This window comes from Mesorhizobium sp. BR1-1-3, from assembly GCF_020165455.1.
Taxonomy (GTDB): domain Bacteria; phylum Pseudomonadota; class Alphaproteobacteria; order Rhizobiales; family Rhizobiaceae; genus Mesorhizobium; species Mesorhizobium ciceri.
Genome location: NZ_JAIUIC010000021.1, coordinates 1 through 20,348, shown reverse-complemented (window position 1 = coordinate 20,348; position 20,348 = coordinate 1). Strand labels below are relative to the sequence as shown.

The following is a 20,348-nucleotide window of genomic DNA, read 5'->3' as shown; positions in this document are numbered from 1 at the left end:
CCCAGTCGATCCGGAGACCATACAGATGAACATCCATGAGTATCAGGGCAAGGCACTGCTGAAGTCGTTCGGCGCGCCGGTGGCCGAAGGCGTGCCGGTGTTCAAGGCGAGCGAAGCGGAAGCCGCCGCCAAGGCGCTGCCGGGCCCGCTCTATGTGGTGAAGAGCCAGATCCATGCCGGCGGCCGCGGCAAGGGCAAATTCACCGAGCTCGGCCCGGACGCCAAGGGCGGCGTGCGGCTGGCGAAATCGGTGGCCGATGTCGTCGCCAACGCCAACGAGATGCTGGGCAACACTCTGGTGACCAAGCAGACCGGCCCGGCCGGCAAGCAGGTCAACCGCCTCTATATCGAAGACGGCGCCGACATCGAACGCGAGCTCTATCTGTCGATCCTGGTCGACCGTTCGGTCGGCCGCATTGCCTTCGTCGTCTCGACCGAGGGCGGCATGGACATCGAGGCGGTCGCCCATGACACGCCGGAAAAGATCATCACCGTCGCCATCGACCCGGAAAAAGGTGTCACTTCAGCCGACCTGAAGGCGCTCAACGGCGCGCTCAAGCTCGACGGCGATGCGGCCAAGGACGGCGATACGCTGTTCCCGATCCTCTACAAGGCCTTCGTCGAGAAGGACATGAGCCTGCTCGAGGTCAATCCGCTGATCGTCATGAAGAACGGCCGGCTGCGCGTGCTCGACGCAAAAGTGTCGTTCGACAACAACGCGCTGTTCCGTCACCCCGACGTGCTCGAACTGCGCGACACCACCGAAGAGGACGAGAAGGAAATCGAGGCGTCGAAATACGACCTCGCCTATGTCGCGCTCGACGGCAATATCGGTTGCATGGTCAACGGCGCCGGCCTTGCCATGGCGACGATGGACATCATCAAGCTCTATGGCGCCGAACCCGCCAACTTCCTCGATGTCGGCGGCGGTGCGTCCAAGGAAAAAGTGACGGCGGCGTTCAAGATCATCACCAGGGATCCGGCGGTCAAGGGCATCCTGATCAACATCTTCGGCGGCATCATGAAGTGCGACATCATTGCCGAGGGCGTCATTGCCGCGGTCAAGGAAGTCGGCCTGGAAGTGCCGCTGGTGGTGCGCCTGGAAGGCACCAATGCCGAGCTGGGCAAGAAGATCATCAACGACAGCGGCCTCAACGTCGTGTCTGCCGACGATCTCGACGATGCAGCCAAGAAGATCGTGGCGGCGGTGAAGGGCTGATCTGGTGCCTCCGCATAAGATAAACCTGGTCGAGGCTGCGGATCAAAAGATCAAGAAGGTCTTCGATCCGCATATCGCCGGCGACGTCAACGACAGCCAGGCGAAGGTCGCCAAGTTCGGCGAGGTCTTCGATTGGCACGCGCATGACAATGAGGACGAAGCCTTCCTCGTGCTGCGTGGGCGTATTGCCATCGATTTCCGCGACGGCCCGGTCGAACTCGGCGAGGGCGATTTCATCGTCGTGCCGCGCGGCGTCGAGCACCGGCCGCGCTCGCTCACCGTTGAGCCCGTGGTGCTGATGTTCGAGCCGGCAACGACGCTCAACACCGGCAACGCCAAGAGCGACCTCACTGTCGCCGACTTGAAGCGGCTCTGACCATGTTTCCCTCGATCAACGGTTTTTAGAAAAGGGCTCCCATGTCCATCCTCGTCGACAAGAATACCAAGGTGCTGGTGCAGGGCCTGACCGGCAAGACCGGCACGTTCCACACCGAGCAGGCGCTGGCCTATCACGGCACGAAAATGGTTGGCGGCATCCATCCCAAAAAGGGCGGCGAGACCTGGACCGGCGCCAAGGGCGAAAGCCTGCCGATCTTCGCCACCGTCGCCGAGGGCAAGGAAAAGACCGGTGCCAATGCGTCCGTCGTCTATGTGCCGCCGGCAGGCGCCGCCGAAGCCATCCTCGAAGCGATCGAGGCCGAGATCCCGCTGATCATCTGCATCACCGAAGGCATACCGGTGATGGACATGATCAGGGTCAAGGCCAGGCTCGACCGTTCGACCTCGCGGCTGATCGGCCCGAACTGCCCGGGCGTGCTCACCCCCAACGAATGCAAGATCGGCATCATGCCCGGCAACATCTTCCGCAAGGGCTCGGTCGGCGTTGTTTCGCGGTCGGGAACGCTTACCTATGAGGCAGTGTTCCAGACCACCAATGTCGGCCTCGGCCAGACCACCGCCGTCGGTATCGGCGGCGACCCCGTCAAAGGCACCGAGTTCATCGACGTGCTCGAGATGTTCCTCGCCGACGAGGAGACCAAGTCGATCATCATGATCGGCGAGATCGGCGGTTCGGCCGAGGAAGACGCCGCGCAGTTCCTCAAGGACGAAGCCAAGCGGGGCCGCAAGAAGCCGATGGCCGGCTTCATCGCCGGGCGCACGGCGCCGGCCGGCCGCACCATGGGCCACGCCGGCGCGGTCATCTCCGGCGGCAAGGGCGGCGCCGAAGACAAGATCGCGGCAATGGAATCGGCCGGGATAAAAGTTTCGCCGTCGCCGGCAAGGCTGGGCACGACCTTGGTCGAAGCGATCAAAGGGTAAGGGAATAGGGGAGTAAGGGAGTAGGGCAGTAGGGAAAATAGCAGCGGCAAAAAGCCCTACTCCCCTACCCTTATTCCCCTACTCCCCTCCAAAAACAGGAGACGGAGCCGGGCTCCGCGGACAAAAATGGCAAGACAAGATCAGGCCAACGACCAATTTTCGCTCACCTCTTTCCTCTATGGCGGCAATGCCGATTACATCGACGCGCTTTATGCCGCCTATGAGGACGATCCAGCCTCGGTCAATCCCGAATGGCAGGAGTTCTTCGCCGGGCTGAAAGACGATTCCGGCGATGTGCGCAGGAACGCCAAGGGCGCCTCCTGGGCCAAGCCCTCCTGGCCGCTGCAGGCCAATGGCGAATTGGTGTCGGCGCTCGACGGCAATTGGGGCATCGTCGAGAAGACGATCGAAAAGAAGGTCAAGGACAAGGCGGTCACCAATGGCGTCGTCTTGTCCGACGCCGACGTGCACCAGGCGACGCGCGATTCGGTGCGCGCCATCATGATGATCCGCGCCTACCGCATGCGCGGCCATCTGCACGCCAATCTCGATCCGCTCGGCATCGCCAAGCCGCTCGAGGACTACAACGAGCTGTCGCCGGAAAACTACGGCTTCACCGAAGCCGATTACGACCGGCCGATCTTCCTCGACAATGTGCTGGGGCTTGAATTCGGCAGCATCCGGCAGATGCTGGAAATCCTGACCCGCACCTATTGCTCCACGCTCGGCGTCGAGTTCATGCATATTTCCGACCCTGAGGAAAAGGCCTGGATCCAGGCGCGCATCGAGGGTGCCGACAAGGAGATCACCTTCACCGCCGCCGGCAAGAAGGCGATCCTGCAGAAGCTGGTCGAGGCTGAAGGCTTCGAGCAGTTCATCGACGTCAAGTACAAGGGCACCAAGCGCTTCGGCCTCGATGGCAGTGAGGCGCTGATCCCGGCGCTGGAGCAGATCGTCAAGCGCGGCGGCCAGCTCGGCATGAAGGAAATCGTGCTCGGCATGGCGCATCGCGGCCGGCTGAACGTGCTCTCCCAGGTGATGGCCAAGCCGCACCGCGCCATCTTCCACGAGTTCAAGGGCGGCTCTGCGGCACCCGATGAGGTCGAAGGCTCGGGCGACGTCAAGTACCATCTCGGCGCCTCGTCGGACCGCGAGTTCGACGGCAACAAGGTGCATCTGTCCCTGACCGCCAATCCTTCGCATCTGGAGATCGTCGATCCGGTAGTGATGGGCAAGGCGCGCGCCAAGCAGGATTATCTGTTCGGCCGCAGCCGCGAGGAAATCGTGCCGCTGGAAGAGCGCGCCAAGGTGCTGCCGCTCTTGCTGCATGGCGATGCCGCCTTCGCCGGTCAGGGCGTGATCGCCGAGATCCTCGGCCTGTCCGGCCTGCGCGGCCACCGCGTCGCTGGCACGCTGCATTTCATCATCAACAACCAGATTGGTTTCACCACCAACCCGCGCTTTTCGCGCTCCTCGCCCTATCCGTCCGACGTCGCCAAGATGATCGAAGCACCGATCTTCCACGTCAATGGCGACGACCCGGAAGCCGTGGTGCACGCCACCAAGGTGGCGATCGAGTTTCGCATGAAGTTCTTCAAGCCTGTTGTGGTCGATATGTTCTGCTATCGCCGCTTCGGCCACAATGAGGGCGACGAACCGGCCTTCACCCAGCCGATCATGTACCGCAACATCCGCAACCACAAGACGACGGTGCAGATCTATGGCGACCGGCTGATCGCCGAGGGTCACCTCACCCAGGCCGAGCTCGACCAGTTGAAGGCCGACTGGCGGGCGCATCTGGAATCCGAATGGGAAGTCGGCCAGCACTACAAGCCCAACAAGGCTGACTGGCTCGACGGCGCCTGGTCGGGCCTGCGCACTGCCGACAACCAGGACGAACAAAGGCGCGGCAAGACCGCCGTGCCGGTCAAGACACTGAAGGAAATCGGCAGGAAGCTGACCGAGGTGCCGAAGGATTTCGAGGCGCACAAGACGATCATCCGTTTCCTCGAAAACCGCCGCCAGGCGATCGAGTCCGGCGAAGGCATCGACTGGTCGACGGCCGAGGCGCTGGCCTTCGGCGCCATCCTGCTCGACGGCAATCCGATCCGCCTGTCGGGGCAGGATTCCGAACGCGGCACCTTCTCGCAGCGCCATTCCGTGCTCTACGACCAGCGCGACGAGACCCGCTACATCCCGCTCAACAATCTGTCGGCGGCTCAGGCCGGCTATGAAGTCATCAACTCGATGCTGTCGGAAGAGGCGGTTCTGGGCTTCGAATACGGCTATAGCCTGGCCGAGCCCAAGGCGCTGACCTTGTGGGAAGCGCAGTTCGGCGACTTCGCCAACGGCGCCCAGGTGGTGTTCGACCAGTTCATCTCGTCAGGCGAACGCAAGTGGCTCAGAATGTCGGGCCTCGTCTGCCTGTTGCCGCATGGCTATGAAGGCCAGGGTCCGGAACATTCCTCGGCCCGGCTCGAACGCTTCCTGCAGCTTTGCGCCGAAGACAACATGCAAGTCGCCAACTGCACCACGCCGGCCAACTACTTCCACATATTGCGCCGGCAGCTGAAGCGCGACTTCCGCAAGCCGCTGATTCTGATGACGCCGAAGTCGCTGCTGCGCCACAAGCGGGCGGTGTCGACGCTGCCGGAAATTTCGGGCGAAAGCTCGTTCCACCGGTTGCTGTGGGACGATGCGCAGCTGCTTTCCGGACAAGCGATCAAGCTGGTCAAGGATTCCAAGATCCGCCGCGTCGTGCTGTGTTCGGGCAAGGTCTATTACGACCTCTATGAGGAGCGCGAAAAGCGCGGCATCAACGACATCTATCTGCTGCGCGTCGAGCAGCTTTACCCGTTCCCGGCCAAGGCGCTGATCACCGAACTGTCGCGGTTCCGCAATGCCGAGATGGTGTGGTGCCAGGAGGAGCCCAAGAACATGGGCGCCTGGTCGTTCATCGACCCGTATCTGGAATGGGTGCTGGCGCATATCGACGCCAAGCATCAGCGGGTGCGCTACACCGGCCGTCCGGCCGCCGCCTCGCCGGCGACCGGACTGATGTCGAAGCATCTCGCCCAACTCGCCGCCTTGCTCGAAGACGCGCTTGGTGAATAGAGAAGATCTGGGCGAACAACAGAACCGAAAGAAAACGGACAGGCACAATGGCTACCGAAATCCGCGTTCCCACTCTCGGCGAATCCGTCACTGAAGCGACCGTCGGCAAATGGTTCAAGAAGGTTGGCGATACAATCGCCGCCGATGAACCGCTGGTCGAGCTCGAGACCGACAAGGTGACGGTGGAGGTGCCTGCCGCCGCCGCCGGCACTCTGGGTGAGATCACCGTCAAGGAAGGCGAGACGGTCGGTGTCGGCGCGCTGCTGGGGTCGATTTCGGCAGGCGGCGCGGCTCCCGCCACGAAGCCGCAAGCGGTGTCGCAGGCCTCGTCGCCGGATGCGGCATCGACCGGCAAGCAGGCCGCGGCCGAGACCGCCAAGATCGCCGGCGATGCCGGCCCGGTCGAGCCGCGCACCATGCCACCGGCACCGGCCGCGGCGAAACTGATCGCCGAAAGCAATCTCTCGGTCGACCAGATCTCCGGTTCGGGAAAGCGCGGCCAGGTGCTGAAAGGTGACGTGCTCGACGCCATCTCCAAGGGCGCGCCGTCGCAGCCGGCCGAGACGCCGAAAGCAGCACCGGCACCGGTTGCCGTGCGGGCGCCGTCCTCGGGCGACGATGCATCGCGCGAGGAGCGCGTGCGCATGACCAAATTGCGCCAGACCATCGCGCGCCGCCTCAAGGAAGCGCAGTCGACCGCAGCCATGCTGACCACCTTCAACGAGGTAGACATGTCAGCGGTGATGGCGCTGCGCACCAAATACAAGGATGTGTTCGAGAAGAAGCACGGCGTGAAGCTCGGCTTCATGGGCTTCTTCACCAAGGCCGTCACGCACGCGTTGAAGGAAATCCCCTCGGTCAATGCCGAGATCGACGGCACCGATATCATCTTCAAGAACTATGCCCATATCGGCGTCGCCGTCGGCACTGAAAAGGGCCTCGTCGTGCCGGTGGTGCGCGATGCCGACCAGATGTCGATCGCCGAGATCGAGAAGGACATCGGCCGGCTGGGTATCGCCGCGCGTGACGGAAAGCTGTCGGTCGCCGACATGCAGGGCGGCACGTTTACGATTTCGAACGGCGGCGTTTACGGGTCGCTGATGTCGACCCCGATCCTCAACGCGCCGCAGTCGGGCATTCTCGGCATGCACAAGATCCAGGACCGGCCTGTCGTGGTGGGCGGCCAGATCGTCATCCGGCCGATGATGTACCTGGCGCTCAGCTACGATCACCGCATCGTCGACGGCAAGGAAGCGGTGACGTTCCTGGTGCGCGTCAAGGAAAGCCTGGAGGATCCGGAACGGCTGGTGCTTGATCTCTGAGGTCTGGTGCTGATCCGGCTGTTGGAATGTGTGCCGGAGGAAGGGATCTGCGCGGCAGAATGACGACCCGTTCCCTTAGCCTTTCCAAGGTGCTTTCGATCGCATCGATCGCGGCCGGCATGGTGCTGGCCGCTGCCGGCGCCCATGCCGCCTGCCCGATAGAACTCGCTGTCTATGGCGACGCCCAGAGCGGCAGCGAGATCGATTTCACGCCGACCGGCACCTCGGCGCCCGTCACCAACACCTTCCGCATGATTCTCGACAATGATGTGGTGCTCAACGGCATCGTCATGTGGAACGAAGGCGTATCGCGGCCGAACGGCGCGCTGATGCACAAATGCCCCGAGGGCGACGTCACCGGCGAGGAGCTTGCCGCCTGCACGCCCTGGCATGGCGTCATCTACACGGCGGATGAAAAGGGCAACATCGGACTGCTGCCGGCTGAAGGCGTCGAAGCGCCGAAGACGCTGATCCTACCGGACCTCGGGCCGGCGTTGCGCCAATCCAGCGCCTATGGCGGCAGCGGATTTTCGAAAGTGCCGTGGGATGTGTTTGCCTTGAAGGGATGCCAGGAATGAGCGGGACGCAAAAGGTGCTGCTGGTCACCGGCGGCAGCCGCGGCATCGGCGCCGCGATCTGCCGGCTCGGATCGAAGGCCGGCTACCGGGTCGCGGTCAACTACGCTTCGAACCAGGAGGCCGCCAAGGCGCTGGTCGCCGAGATCGAGGCCGCAGGCGGCGAGGCTTTCGCGGTCAAGGGCGATGTCGGCAAGGAGTCCGATATCGTGGCCATGTTCGAGGCCGTCGACCGCGCCTATGGACGGCTCGATGCGTTCGTCAACAATGCCGGCATCGTCGACGTCAAGGCGCGCGTCGACGAGATGGATGTTTCGCGGCTGGAGCGCATGATGCGCATCAATGTCGTCGGCTCGTTCCTCTGCGCCCGCGAGGCGGTGAAGCGCATGTCGACCCGTCATGGCGGGTCGGGCGGATCCATCGTCAACATCTCGTCGGCCGCGGCGACATTGGGCTCGCCGGGCGAATATGTCGATTATGCCGCCTCCAAGGGCGCCATCGACACCTTCACCGTCGGGCTCGCCCGTGAGGTGGCGCTAGAAGGCATCCGCGTCAATGCGGTGCGGCCGGGCATCATCGACACGGACATCCACGCCTCCGGCGGGCAGCCGGACCGGGTGGAGCGGTTCCGCGATCTGCTGCCGATGAAAAGAGCCGGTACAGTGGATGAAGTCGCGGGCGCGGTTCTCTATCTTCTCTCCGACGCCGCGTCCTATACGACGGGCGCGATCCTGAATGTAAGCGGCGGCCGCTGAGCGCTCTCAAGCAGATCGAGCATGATGTTATCCGAAAACCGCGTCACACTTTTCGGCATCATGCTCAAAACAGAAGGACAGTATCATGGCTTATGACGTCGTTATCATCGGATCGGGACCCGGCGGCTATGTCTGCGCCATCAAGGCGGCGCAGCTCGGGCTCAGGGTTGCGGTGGTCGAGAAGAACGCGACCTTCGGCGGCACCTGCCTGAACATCGGCTGCATCCCGTCCAAGGCGCTGCTCCATGCCTCCGAGATGTTCGCCGAGGCCGGCCACTCCTTCGACACGCTCGGCGTCGAGATATCGGCGCCGAAATTGAACCTGAAGAAGATGATGGCGCACAAGGATGCGACGGTGTCGTCGAACGTCAACGGCGTCGCCTTCCTGTTCAAGAAGAACAAGATCGACAGTTTCCGCGGCACCGGCAAGGTGCTCGCCGCCGGCAAGGTGTCGGTCACCTCCGAGGACGGCAAGGTCGAGGAGATCGAGACCAAGAACATCGTCATCGCCACCGGCTCGGATGTCGCCGGCATTCCCGGCGTCAAGGTCGACATCGACGAGAAGGTGATCGTGTCGTCGACCGGCGCGCTGTCGCTGGATAAGGTTCCCGGCCATCTGGTGGTGGTCGGCGGCGGTGTCATCGGGCTCGAGCTCGGCTCGGTGTGGGCTCGGCTCGGCGCCAAGGTCACCGTGGTCGAATTCCTCGACACCATCCTGGGCGGCATGGACGGCGAGGTCTCCAAGCAATTCCAGCGGTTGCTGGGCAAACAGGGCTTCGAGTTCAAGCTCGGCGCCAAGGTCACCGGCGTGGCCAAGGCCAAGAAGGGTGCGACCGTCACCTTCGAGCCGGTCAAGGGCGGCGCCGCCGAGACCATCGAGGCCGATGCCGTGCTGATCGCCACCGGCCGCCGCGCCTATGCCGACAGCCTCGGGCTCGGGGAAGCCGGCGTCGAGGTCGACGAGCGCGGCCGGGTCAAGACCGATGGCCATCTCAAGACCAATATCCCGGGCATCTATGCCATCGGCGATGTCATCGCCGGGCCGATGCTGGCGCACAAGGCCGAGGATGAGGGCGTGGCGGTAGCGGAAACCATTGCCGGTCAGGCCGGCCACGTGAACTATGACGTCATTCCGAGCGTCGTCTACACCAGCCCGGAAATCGCCTCGGTCGGCAAGACCGAGGAAGAATTGAAGAAGGCCGGCATCGACTACAAGATCGGAAAGTTCCCGTTCAGCGCCAATGGCCGGGCGCGCGCCATGCTGCACACGGACGGTTTTGTGAAGATCCTCGCCGACAAGCAAAGCGACCGTGTGCTCGGCGTCCATATCGTCGGCTTCGGCGCCGGCGAGATGATCCACGAGGCGGCGGTGCTGATGGAGTTCGGCGGTTCGTCGGAGGATCTCGCCCGCACCTGCCATGCGCACCCGACGATGTCGGAGGCGATCAAGGAGGCGGCGCTGGCGACGTTCTTCAAGCCGATCCACATCTAAAGCCCTTTCATAAACTCTACTCCGTCGGCCATCTGGCGAGGTTTTCTCCGCTTTCACAGCGCCGCGCGTCCCTCCTGGACGCTTAAAGGATGCTGTGACCCTTTTTGATTGGCGCATGATCCTCTCCGAAAATCGGACTGATCTTCGGGGTCATGCGCTGCTCACGGACCCAATGTCCGCTGCGCTCCGGTTCTCGAAGCGAGTTTCTGGAAAGGCCTTTCTGGCGGCCCCTACAAAACAAAACGGCCCGCTTTTCAGCGGGCCGTTCGTAACTGATATCGAGCCAATCACTGGGCCGGTGCAGGTGCCGGCGCAGGGGCTGGTGCCGGCGCAGGAGCCGGTGCGGGCGCGGGTGCCGGGGCAGGCGCCGGTTCTGCAGGTGCCGGAGCAGGCGCGGGCGCAGGTTCAGCCGGCTTCATCGGTTCCGCCGGTGCAGGCGCTGGGGCCGGTGTGCTGGCCGCCGGCGGCTCGGCGGGTGCCGGGTGCTCACCACTTCTTCCGAAAACATAATACGCGACAACCGCCAGAATAACGACGACCAGGGCAATCAGCCAACCGCTACCACCGCCGCCGCCACTTGGCCTTGGTGCGTTGGTGGACGAATTGAACGGGTCGTTTGGATTCGGTGTGTTCGCCATAAAAGTGTCCTCCGTGGATGAAAAATATCAATCAACACCATACAACGCGCAATCATTGAACTGGTTTCACGCTAGGGTTGGAAAACGCCAAAAACAAGGACAATCCTGCCCTTCCGCAGCCGGAATGGCGTCGTTTCGCCACGCAGCGCGCCAAGTTTGCGTCTGTTAAGGTCGAATCAGAGGGTTTTGCCGTGACGAATCCGTCAGCTCAGCTTGTCCCGAATCACTGCGATGCTCTCGCCAGAGCCCAGTTCGCAGACCGCTATGTGCTGGTCACTGAAGGCCTTTCCTTAACCGCATTCGGCGCGGCCGAACGCGCTCTGGGGCGAACGCCGCCCTGGGTCGGCAGGCTCATGGCGCTGCGCAATCTTGCCGTCAGGCCGTTCCGGCTGAAGACGGGCCTGGAAACTGCGGTGTTGCCGTCGGGCCGGATCGGGATATTTGCGCTCATCAGCCAGTTTCCCGGCAAGGTTGTGCTTGGCCTCGACGACCGACATCTCGATTTCCGTGTTCTGGTCGAAGTCAGGGATCTTGGCAGCGGCCGGCAAGAGGTGGCCGCGACGACGATCGTCAAGACGCACAATTGGCTCGGGCGCGCCTATCTCGCGATCATCATGCCGTTTCACCGGATGGTCGTCCCGGCGATGCTGGCCCAGATCCTGGCGAAGTAAGCTGAAGTCACTAAAGTCCGACAGGCGTGACGGTGTAACCGGCCTTGCGGAAATCCTCGACCAAGCCTTCGGGGCCGGGGAGGTGGAGGGCGCCGACCGCCATGAAGACATTGCCTTTGGCAAGGATCGGTTCGGCATGCTCGACCATCACCTTGTTGCGGCTGGTGATCATGGTTTCCTCGAACGCCGCATAGCCCGCGGGGTCGTCCTGTTGGTCCGGCATCGCGGCACGAAACAGCGGCCAGAACATGCCGGTGTCGCCACGCTGGTAGAGCACGATCATGGTTTCGTTGATGTCGTTGACCTTGTCGCCGAGCTTCAGCGTGTCGACGAGGCCCTTCATGTGAAACGCCAGCGGCAGCGAGGCCATGGCGCGCAGTTGGCCTTCAGCCGTCTCCAATCCTTCCACCGGCTTGCCGGAAGCCTTCGCGCCTTCCGCCAGCCTGACATCGAGCACCGGGGCGCCGCCTGACTGACGGGCCAGCTCGCAGGCCGGCAGTGCCATCATGGCCGAGAGCATCCACGGCTTCATCTTGGCAACCGTTGCCGGCGGAATGCCGCGTGCGTCGAGCGCGGTGTTCATGGCCGCCGCATCGTCGGGCGACAGCAGCGACGCCAGCGTCGTCGAATCCGTGAACATCATCAGGTCCGGCTCCTTGAGCATCGCTACCATCATCTTCTGCTTGTCGAGCACGTCGGTGGTTTCGATGATGATGGTGCCGGCGGCGTCATAGGCTTTCTGCGCTTCGGGAGGCAGCGTGGTGACGCGCGGGTCGGTCATATGCATGGTGCCGAACAGGAAGGACGGCTTCTCGCCGGGCTTTTCCAGCTTCCACAACAGGCCCTTGCCGTTCGGCGTCGCGGCGGCTTCCGCTTCGATCTTGCGGTAGGACGCCGGATCGTTCTTCTGCAGGGCCGACAGCATGTCGGCACCGGTGCAGGTCGGGACTTCGGCATGCGCCTTGCCGGCCGCGAACAGCAGCACGGCGAGGAACGACAGGAAGAACAGAACATTGAGCGCGACGAGCAGCTTCAGCGACACGGAAGCAGCACGGTCGGCGATGGCTATGACGCGTTTCATGGGCCTCTTCTAGGACTGAAAAGCGGCAAAACGGTTAACCTGTGCTGAGAAATTGTCTTGGACTGGCTATCGCCCTCAACTGACGTCGATGGGGCTCATGCTTCAACGATTAGCGGAAACGCCCATTTCTCGTCATCCCAGGGTCTCCGCGACGGAGCTTCGCTCCTGCTTCGCCCAGGGACGACGACGTTGGGGAGGCTTTCGGCCAAATGGTGAACGGTACTGGCGTTCACGCCCTGGGATGCGCCTGCTCATAAATCTCGAGCAGCCTCGCGGTGTCGACGCCGGTGTAGATTTGCGTCGTCGACAGGCTGGCGTGGCCGAGCAGTTCCTGGATGGTGCGCAAATCACCGCCGCGGCCGAGCAGATGCGTGGCGAAGGAATGGCGCAGTGCATGCGGCGTCGCGGTATCGGGCAGGTTGAGCGCCGAGCGCAGCTTGGCCATGTCGCGCTGGACGATGGCCGGGTTGAGCGGGCCGCCGCGGGCGCCGCGAAACAACAGGCCCTTGGGGTCGAGATGGTAGGGGCAGAGCCGGCGATATTCGGCGATTGCCCTGAGCGCCACCGGCAGCACCGGCACCAGGCGCGTCTTGCCGCCCTTGCCGGCAACGCGCAGCACCGTGTCGGCCGCCGACGCCAGATCGGCGCCGGTCAGGCCGAGCGCCTCGGAAATGCGCAGGCCAGAGCCGTAGAGCAGCGTCAGCACGGCGGCGTTGCGGGCTGCGATCCAGGGTTCCTCCGCCAGTTGGCCTTCGATGGAAACGATATGCTTGGCATCGCTCGCCGTCAGCGGCTTGGGCAGCGATTTGGGCTGGCGCGGCGCGCGCAGTGCCGCCGCACCGGCCGCATTGGCGAGGCCGCGCCGCTCGAGGAAACGCAGCAGCGAGCGGATGCCGGCGAGACCCCGGCCCAGCGTGCGGGCGCCGGCACCGGCATTGCGGCGGGCGGCAAGGAAGCCGCGCAAATCCGCCGGGCGCAGATCGGCGATGTCCGAAATGCCGGGCGAGCCGCCGCAATGGCCGGTGAGGAAATGCAGGAACTGACGCGTGTCGCGCTCATAGGCTTCCACCGTCTCGGGCGACAGCCGACGTTCTCGCGCCAGCATCTTCAGCCAGCTTTCGCGCGCCGCCTGGAGATCGGGTTTGGCCGGGATGAGGAATTCCTGCATGGCGGCATTTTCGGATATTCGGGTTAGGAAGCGGTGAATAGCCCGTCATTGAAATGACAGCCGCGTGGGGCTAGAGCAGGCCAAAGGATATTTCGCCATGAGCAAGCTCCAGAATCCTGTCCAGATGGCCGTGATCGGCGCCGCCCATGGCATCAAGGGCGAATTGCGGGTGAAGACCTTCACCGGCGAGCCGCTGGCGCTGGCCGATTACGGGCCGCTCTACGCCAGGGACGGGCGCGCCTTCCAGATCGTCGACATCAGGCCCGCCAACACCGTCGTCGTGGTCCGTTTCAAGGGCATTGCCGACCGCAATGCGGCCGAGGCGCTGGCCGGCACGGAGCTGTTCGTCGACCGTTCGATGCTGCCGGACGATGGCGAGGAAGACGAATTCTACCATGCCGACCTCGTCGGCCTCGAAGTCCGCGACGACACGGGTGCCGTGCTTGGCAAGGTGGTCGCGGTGCACAATTTCGGCGGCGGCGACATTCTCGACGTGACGCTGGGCGGGCGCAAGGGCGTGCTGATCCCGTTCACACAGGCTGCCGTACCGCAAGTGTCGATCGCAGAGGGTTTTGTTCGTGTCGATCCGGCGGCAGCCGGGCTGGTCGATGACGAGGATGGCGGTGGTCCGCGTGAGGAAGACTTCGATCCGAAGGGCAGGCCGCGCGGACCGAGCGATGCCGGGGGCAACCGGTGAGTTTTTCCGCTTCGGTGCTGACGCTTTACCCCGAGATGTTTCCCGGCGCGCTCGGCCTGTCGTTGGCTGGCCGGGCGCTCGAGGCCGGGACGTGGTCGCTGGAGACGATCCAGATCCGTGACTTCGCCACCGACCGCCATCGCACCGTCGACGACACGCCCGCCGGCGGCGGCGCCGGCATGGTGATGCGCGCTGACGTGCTGGCGAAAGCCATCGACCATGCTTCGCCGGAAGGCGATGCGCGGCCTCGGCTGCTGATGAGCCCGCGCGGCAAGCCGCTGACCCAGGCGCGTGTGCACGAGCTGGCCGCTGGGCCGGGCGCCGTCATCCTGTGCGGCCGCTTCGAAGGCGTCGACCAGCGGGTGATCGACGCGCGGGGATTGGAGGAAGTCTCGATCGGCGATTTCATTCTCTCGGGTGGTGAGCCGGCCGCCCTTGTGCTGCTCGACGCGGTGGTGCGGCTGCTGCCCGGGGTCATGGGCAACGCGATGTCGGGCGAGGAAGAGAGTTTTGAAAACGGCCTGCTCGAACATCCGCACTATACGCGGCCGCAGGAGTTCGAAGGCCGTGACATTCCCGAGGTCCTGATTTCCGGCAATCACAAGAAGATCGCCGCCTGGCGGCGGGCGGAGTCAGAAAGACTGACAGCCGAGAGGCGTCCGGACCTGCTTGCCGCTGCTCAGCCCTTGGCAAAATAATAGAAGGCCAAAAACAGGCCGACGGCGACGACGAAGCCGCGCACCGCGTTTTGCGGCACCCGCTTGGCGATCCAGACGCCGGCATAGCCGCCGAGCGCGCCGCCCGGGATCATGATGATCGCCTGCGGCCAGGCGACGACGCCGCCCGAGACGAAGACGACGATCGCGACAGCGGCGATGACCATGGCCAGCATGTTCTTCAACGCGTTCAGCCGGTGATAGTCGCCGGCCTGGGTGAGGCCGAGCGTCGCCAGCATCATCACGCCCATGCCGGCGCCGAAGAAGCCGCCATAGATGGCGGTGAGAAATTGTGCGAGCGAGCCGGCCAGCGAGCCCACCGCCGCTTCATGGCCGGGCTTTGGCACTGGTTTCAGCCAGGGGCCGGCGGCGAACAGGGCCGTCGCGGCTAGCAGCAGCCACGGCACCAGAGCGCGAAACGAGGGATTGTCGAGCGCCAAAAGGATCAGAGCGCCGGCCAGTGCACCCACGGCCGAGATCAGGCACAGCAGCAGCGCGCCGCGCCAGAAGTGCCTGATATCGGCCGAGTAGGCGAGGGTCGAGGTGATGTAGCCTGGAAATTGCGTCACCGAGGAGGTGGCGTTGGCAACAATCGGCGGCAGGCCGACCAACGTCATGGCGCCGAAGGTGATGAAGGTGCCGCCACCGGCGACCGCATTGGCGGCGCCTGACAGAAAGCCCGCTAGAAACAGCAGGATGGCATCGAAGACAGACATGAATTGCGGCCGCTCAAAACTGTGTTATTTCAGGCTTTAGAAAGCCTGAACGACCGGCGCAACCCGGCACGGCAGGATTACGATGGTGCCATGCGAGCAGAAAATGCGCGCCCAAGGCGTGACAAAGCGGCGAAATAGCTGTATGTGCCCGCCCGTACCGGCCAGAAAGAATCTGCCGGACCCGTCAACAATGACGGTGTAGTCGCCCCTGCCTGATGTTTCAAAGACAAATGTCTTGGAGACAAAAGGCATAGCCAAGCGGTCAATGGAACTGCAAGGCGAGTGTCGGACGCTCTGACTGTCGGAAGAACAAGAAGTGGACTTTTGAGATGGATATTCTCCGTCAGCTCGAGGCCGAACAGGCCGCCAAGATCGAAGCCAAGCGCAAGCTTCCCGAATTCCAGCCCGGCGACACCGTGCGCGTCCAGGTCCGCGTGACCGAAGGCACCCGCACCCGCGTTCAGGCCTATGAGGGCGTCGTCATCGCCCGCGCCGGCGCCGGCTTCCAGGAGAACTTCACGGTTCGCAAGATTTCCTACGGCGAAGGCGTCGAGCGCGTGTTCCCGGTCTACTCGCCGATGGTTGAAGGCGTCGAGATCGTTCGCCGCGGCAAGGTGCGTCGCGCCAAGCTCTACTACCTGCGCGATCGTCGCGGCAAATCGGCCCGTATTTCGGAAAACACCGGCGTGCGCGCCCGCAAGCTGAACGATGAGGAGCGCGATGCGCTGAACGCCGAGAAGGCCCGCATCGAAGCCGAGAAGGTGGCAGCAGCCGAGGCCCTGGCCGTCGAGAAGGCCGCCCAGGACGCCGCCGAGAAGAAGGCCGCCGCCGAGGCCGAAGCAGCAGCCAAGGCCGCCGCAGAAGCGACCCCTGCCGAATAAGATTTTCGGAACTCATTCAAAAAGGCGGCTTCGGCCGCCTTTTTTCGTTTCACCAGACTGTGAACGCTTTCAGCGCCAGACACAGGATCCGGCTGTTGACGGCGAATTACTTTGTGCACTAAATAATCGCGCACAAAGTAATTGGAGATTTGATATGGCACTCTACACCACACAGGCTCACGTCACCGGCGGCCGCGCCGGCCATGGCGAGACCAGCGACGGTCTGCTCAAGGTCGATCTGGCAATGCCCAAGGAACTCGGCGGGCCGGGGGGCGCCACCAATCCCGAGCAACTGTTCGCTATCGGCTATGCCGCCTGCTTCGAAAGCGCCATCCGCTTTGTCGCGCGCAAACAGAAGCTGTCGCTGACGGATGCCGGGGTAACCTCCACCGTCAGCCTGCTTCCCGATGGCGAAGGCTTTAAGCTCGGCGTCGCGCTCGCGGCGGAAACGAAAGGCCTTGATCAGGCGACGGCGGAAGCGCTTGTATCGGAGGCGCACAAGATCTGCCCCTATTCCAACGCCATCAGGGGCAATGTCGACGTAGCGCTTTCGGTAAAGGCGGCATGACGGAAAAGACGACAAAGAGCACCAGGGACGTCCCGGCGGAGGCCACCGGGACGTTTCACGTTCCGCGGCTCGACCAACAGCTCTGCTTCGCGCTCTATTCGGCAAGCGGGCTGATGACGAAGCTCTACCGCCCGCTGCTCGATCCGCTCGGCCTGACCTATCCGCAATATCTGGCCATGTTGGCGCTCTGGGAACGGGCTCCAAGCACGGTCGGCGAGCTTGGCGAAGCGCTCGGGCTGGATTCGGCGACGCTGACGCCGCTGCTCAAGCGGCTGGAGGCCGGTGGCCTGGTCACACGCCGGCGCGACCCCGCCGACGAGCGCCGGGTTCTGGTCGAGCCGACAGCGAAGGGACAAGCGTTGCGTGAGCAGGCCAAAAGCGTGCCGGCGGCGATGCTTTGCAACCTGCCGCTGGATGCCGACGAGTTGAAATCCCTGCACCGCACGCTGACGCGGTTCGTCTCCGGCTTGCGCAAGGCGGATGCCGGCATCGTGAAGCGGAGCTGATCGCTGCCGCGACACCGTTCATTCCTGAATCCCGGAAATGAAGGCATCGGAATCCCTTTTCGCGCGCGCTGACGCAGCGGACCGTCTTGCATGACGCTTGCGGAAAGCTAAAGTCGGCGCCGGATTTTCCTGCAAGCCCGGCCGTGCCCGGGTCCGTCAATTTCCGGGGAGTGTGTCATGACCAAATCGAAACTGCTGCTGGCAGGCCTGCTTGCCCTCGTCCTGGTACCCGTTGCCGCCTTTGCGCAGGCGCTGCCCGACCTCGGCGGCAAAAAGGTGGTGGTTGTGACCGAAAACGCCTATCCGCCGCTGCAGTTCATCGATGCCAAGACCGGCAAGCAGATCGGCTGGGAATATGATGCGATGAACGAGATCGCCAAGCGGCTGAATTTCGCCGTCGAGTACCAGAACACATCCTGGGACGCGATGATCCAGGCGGTTTCCGACAACCAGTACAACATCGGCATGACCGGCATCACCATCAAGGACGACCGCAAGGAGAAGGTCGATTTCTCCGACCCCTATATGCGCTCGGAACAGTTCATGCTGGTGCGCGGCGATGAAAGCCGTTTCACCGACGCCAAGACCTTCGGCGCCTTCAAGGATGGGCTGATCGGCGCGCAGGCCGGTACCACGCCCTTCTACACCGCCGTCTACAGCGTGCTCGACGGCAATGAGCAGAACCCGCGCATCAAGCTGTTCGAGACCTTCGGCGCCACGGTGCAGGCACTGAAATCCGGCGACGTTGACGTCGTCTTGACCGACGGCACCGCCGGCAAGGGCTATGTCGACGCCTCCGAGGGCAAGCTGAAGCTGATCGGCGGACCGCTCGGCACCGAGGATTTCGGCTTCATCTTCCCGAAGGGTTCCGACCTGGTGAAGCCGGTCAATGCGGCGATTGCGGCGTTGAAGGCGGACGGGACGTTCGATGCGCTGAACAAGAAGTGGTTTCTTGATTACAAGATGGGGCAGTGATTTCGCACTGACTTCGCGCTTGAACGCCCCCCTCTGCTCTGCCGGGCATCTCCCCCTCAAGAGGGGAGATTGGCTGTTTTTTCCGCTTTCGCCAATCACCAAAGTTGTAAAAAGAGTGCCGTCGACGAAGCTGCCAATCTCCCCTCTTGAGGGGGAGATGGCCGGCAGGCCAGAGGGGGCTGCCTTGGCGCAATCCTTTTGATGCCTCCCGCCTCTTCCTCCAAAGCCGACTTCCCCTGGTGGCTCGTCGTGGCCGTGACCATCGCGATCGCGGTGGCCGTCTTCGTCGCCACCAGCAATCTCTATGCCCAGGTGTTCGCCACGGTCGCCAAGGGTATCGGCGTCACCATCTTCGTCACCGTGATCGCCTTCGTGCTGGCGTCGGCCATCGGTCTCGGCATCGCGCTGATGGGAATGTCGGGTTCGCGCTGGCTGCGCCAGATCGCGCGCTTCTATGTCGAGATCATCCGCGGCGTGCCGATCCTGGTGCTGTTGTTCTGGATCGCCTTTGCCGGCGCGCCGGCCTTCGTCGCGGCCTGGAACGCGCTGACCGCGCCGCTGCAAAGCGCCGGCCTGTTCGGCGAGCTTTTGGTGCGCGACGTGTCGCTGTTGTGGCGCGCCATCATGGCGCTGACCATCGGCTATTCGGCTTTCATCTCGGAGGTTTTCCGGGCCGGCATCCAGGCGGTGGAGAAGGGCCAGATCGAAGCGGCGAAGGCGCTCGGGCTGACCCGCGCGCAGCGCTTCCGGCTCATCGTGTTTCCACAGGCGATCCGCACCATCCTGCCGCCCCTCGGCAATGATTTCGTCGCACTGGTCAAGGATTCCTCGCTGGTCTCGGTGCTCGGCGTTGCCGACATCACGCAGATGGGCAAGGTCTACGCCGCCGGCTCGTTCCGTTTCTTCGAGACCTATTCGATAACAGCCTACATCTATCTCATCCTGACCGTCGGCCTGTCGCTGGCGCTCAGGGCGCTGGAACGGCGGCTGCGCCGCCAGCACGAGGAATAGTTTTTCGGCCAAGGCAGCGCTACGATCCCCGAGCATTCCCGTTGAGGAGGTCCCCCATGATCGTCGACAAAGCCAATGCGGCGCTGGATTCCGTGTATACGGCCGACACGCCGGAAGCGCTTGAAGAGGCCTATGCCGCATGGGCCGCGACCTATGACAGCGAGACCGCCTCGCTCGGCTACCTCCTGCCTTTCCTGATCACCGCCTGGGTGGCGCGCCATGTGCCGGCGGACGATGGCCCCTTGCTCGATGCCGGCTGCGGCACCGGCCTGTCGGGACCGTCGCTGAATGCGCTCGGCTACCGCGACATTGCGGGGCTCGACCTCTCGGACGATATGCTGAAGATCGCCGGCAGCCGCAATGCCTACAGCGAACTGAAGCAGGCAATGCTGGGCGGTCCGCTGCCGTGGCCGGACGGGTATTTCCGCGCCTTCTTCTCGACAGGCGTGTTCACCATCAGCCATGCGCCGGCGACAGGCCTGCACGAACTGGTGCGCATCACCCGCAAGGGCGGCCATGCGATCTTTACCGTGCGCGACCGGGTGTTCGAGAGCGGCGGCTTCCAGGCGGTGTTCGATGAGCTGGAGCAGACTGGGAAATGGCGGCCGGTCGAGGAAAGCCCGTGGTTCCGCTGCTATGCGATCGCCGAGCCGGATGCGCTGGTGAAGACGTTTGTGTTTGAAGTGATCTGAGCGGCGCGTTCTCCGATCTTGGCTTCCTTCCTCTCCCTCCGGAGGGGGGAGAGCTGGCGCTGCGAAGCAGCGACGGAGTGGGGGGAAGGCGGTTCTCGAAGGCACAGTCGCCGACAGGCGAGCACGATCAGGCTGGCTCCAAATCTCGTGCAGCCGGGTAACCCAGCGCATGCATCGCCTCGACCCGAAATCACAACACTTGAGCCGGTCGACCCCCACTCCGTCGAGCTT

General features: G+C 63.6%; 20 protein-coding genes and 1 pseudogene. 18 read left to right on the top strand and 3 right to left on the bottom strand.

All coding sequences use genetic code 11. The features are described from left to right. The first annotated feature begins 25 nt into the window (after positions 1–25). The 10 genes and pseudogenes from sucC (at position 26) to LB559_RS30850 (ending at position 11,106) form a co-directional block, all read left to right on the top strand. On the top strand, positions 26–1,219 hold the full coding sequence (sucC, locus tag LB559_RS30895) for an ADP-forming succinate--CoA ligase subunit beta (RefSeq protein ID WP_024504973.1): 1,194 nt from the start codon (positions 26–28) through the stop codon (positions 1,217–1,219). A gap of 4 nt (positions 1,220–1,223) precedes the next feature. Beyond that, complete coding sequence (locus LB559_RS30890) at positions 1,224–1,595, top strand: cupin domain-containing protein (RefSeq protein WP_013528848.1); 372 nt, start codon at positions 1,224–1,226, stop codon at positions 1,593–1,595. A gap of 41 nt (positions 1,596–1,636) precedes the next feature. Beyond that, the gene (sucD, locus tag LB559_RS30885; RefSeq protein WP_063173365.1) at positions 1,637–2,539 is read left to right on the top strand and encodes a succinate--CoA ligase subunit alpha; all 903 of its coding nucleotides are present in this window, start codon (positions 1,637–1,639) and stop codon (positions 2,537–2,539) included. Between the two features lie 126 nt (positions 2,540–2,665). Further along, positions 2,666–5,653 carry a 2-oxoglutarate dehydrogenase E1 component gene (locus LB559_RS30880; protein WP_027163286.1) on the top strand — a complete coding sequence of 996 codons (2,988 nt, stop codon included), beginning with the start codon at positions 2,666–2,668 and terminating at the stop codon, positions 5,651–5,653. Between the two features lie 47 nt (positions 5,654–5,700). Beyond that, positions 5,701–6,975 carry a 2-oxoglutarate dehydrogenase complex dihydrolipoyllysine-residue succinyltransferase gene (gene odhB / locus LB559_RS30875; protein WP_013528851.1) on the top strand — a complete coding sequence of 425 codons (1,275 nt, stop codon included), beginning with the start codon at positions 5,701–5,703 and terminating at the stop codon, positions 6,973–6,975. Positions 6,976–7,034: 59 nt separating this feature from the next. Next, positions 7,035–7,553, top strand: a complete 519-nt coding sequence (locus LB559_RS30870) for a hypothetical protein (RefSeq protein WP_224675752.1) — start codon at positions 7,035–7,037, stop codon at positions 7,551–7,553. Further along, positions 7,550–8,305, top strand: a complete 756-nt coding sequence (locus LB559_RS30865) for an SDR family oxidoreductase (RefSeq protein ID WP_013528853.1) — start codon at positions 7,550–7,552, stop codon at positions 8,303–8,305. The genes LB559_RS30870 and LB559_RS30865 overlap by 4 nt, the downstream gene beginning before the upstream one ends. A 76-nt stretch (positions 8,306–8,381) precedes the next feature. After that, positions 8,382–9,797: pseudogene (lpdA, locus tag LB559_RS30860) on the top strand (dihydrolipoyl dehydrogenase); the annotation flags it as partial. A 115-nt stretch (positions 9,798–9,912) separates the two neighbouring features. After that, positions 9,913–10,329 (top strand): hypothetical protein, encoded by a 417-nt coding sequence (locus LB559_RS30855; RefSeq protein WP_224675751.1) that lies wholly within the window; start codon positions 9,913–9,915, stop codon positions 10,327–10,329. Between the two features lie 183 nt (positions 10,330–10,512). Next, positions 10,513–11,106, top strand: coding sequence for a DUF2867 domain-containing protein (locus LB559_RS30850; RefSeq protein ID WP_224675750.1), 594 nt, complete (start codon positions 10,513–10,515; stop codon positions 11,104–11,106). Between the two features lie 10 nt (positions 11,107–11,116). On the opposite strand, the gene LB559_RS30845 is transcribed toward LB559_RS30850, so the two are convergent. Continuing rightward, on the bottom strand, positions 11,117–12,187 hold the full coding sequence (locus LB559_RS30845; RefSeq protein ID WP_224675749.1) for a TraB/GumN family protein: 1,071 nt from the start codon (positions 12,185–12,187) through the stop codon (positions 11,117–11,119). Between the two features lie 229 nt (positions 12,188–12,416). After that, a complete protein-coding gene (locus LB559_RS30840) occupies positions 12,417–13,355 on the bottom strand; it encodes a tyrosine recombinase XerC (protein WP_024504979.1) in 939 nt (312 codons plus the stop codon). Between the two features lie 97 nt (positions 13,356–13,452). Here LB559_RS30840 and rimM point away from each other — a divergent pair, with 97 nt between their 5' ends. Together rimM and trmD are read left to right on the top strand one after the other, a co-directional pair. Further along, positions 13,453–14,052 carry a ribosome maturation factor RimM gene (rimM, locus tag LB559_RS30835; protein WP_013528858.1) on the top strand — a complete coding sequence of 200 codons (600 nt, stop codon included), beginning with the start codon at positions 13,453–13,455 and terminating at the stop codon, positions 14,050–14,052. Then, complete coding sequence (gene trmD / locus LB559_RS30830) at positions 14,049–14,750, top strand: tRNA (guanosine(37)-N1)-methyltransferase TrmD (RefSeq protein WP_224675748.1); 702 nt, start codon at positions 14,049–14,051, stop codon at positions 14,748–14,750. The genes rimM and trmD overlap by 4 nt, the downstream gene beginning before the upstream one ends. On the opposite strand, the gene LB559_RS30825 is transcribed toward trmD, so the two are convergent. Continuing rightward, positions 14,732–15,484, bottom strand: coding sequence for a sulfite exporter TauE/SafE family protein (locus tag LB559_RS30825; RefSeq protein ID WP_027163293.1), 753 nt, complete (start codon positions 15,482–15,484; stop codon positions 14,732–14,734). The genes trmD and LB559_RS30825 overlap by 19 nt on opposite strands. Positions 15,485–15,813: 329 nt before the next feature. On the opposite strand from LB559_RS30825, the gene rplS reads away from it, so the two are divergent. From rplS to LB559_RS30795, 6 genes are all read left to right on the top strand, one after another. Then, positions 15,814–16,365 (top strand): 50S ribosomal protein L19, encoded by a 552-nt coding sequence (gene rplS, locus LB559_RS30820; RefSeq protein WP_013528861.1) that lies wholly within the window; start codon positions 15,814–15,816, stop codon positions 16,363–16,365. Positions 16,366–16,519: 154 nt separating this feature from the next. Continuing rightward, entirely contained in the window at positions 16,520–16,933 is a 414-nt protein-coding gene (locus tag LB559_RS30815; RefSeq protein ID WP_224675747.1) for an organic hydroperoxide resistance protein, read from the top strand. Next, on the top strand, positions 16,930–17,439 hold the full coding sequence (locus LB559_RS30810) for a MarR family winged helix-turn-helix transcriptional regulator (protein WP_013528863.1): 510 nt from the start codon (positions 16,930–16,932) through the stop codon (positions 17,437–17,439). Before LB559_RS30815 ends, LB559_RS30810 begins: the two co-directional genes overlap by 4 nt. A 177-nt stretch (positions 17,440–17,616) precedes the next feature. Then, complete coding sequence (locus LB559_RS30805) at positions 17,617–18,414, top strand: transporter substrate-binding domain-containing protein (protein WP_013528864.1); 798 nt, start codon at positions 17,617–17,619, stop codon at positions 18,412–18,414. A gap of 201 nt (positions 18,415–18,615) precedes the next feature. Further along, positions 18,616–19,425, top strand: a complete 810-nt coding sequence (locus LB559_RS30800; RefSeq protein ID WP_027163295.1) for an amino acid ABC transporter permease — start codon at positions 18,616–18,618, stop codon at positions 19,423–19,425. 56 nt (positions 19,426–19,481) lie between these two features. Continuing rightward, entirely contained in the window at positions 19,482–20,117 is a 636-nt protein-coding gene (locus LB559_RS30795; RefSeq protein WP_027163296.1) for a class I SAM-dependent DNA methyltransferase, read from the top strand. The last annotated feature ends 231 nt before the right edge of the window (positions 20,118–20,348 follow it).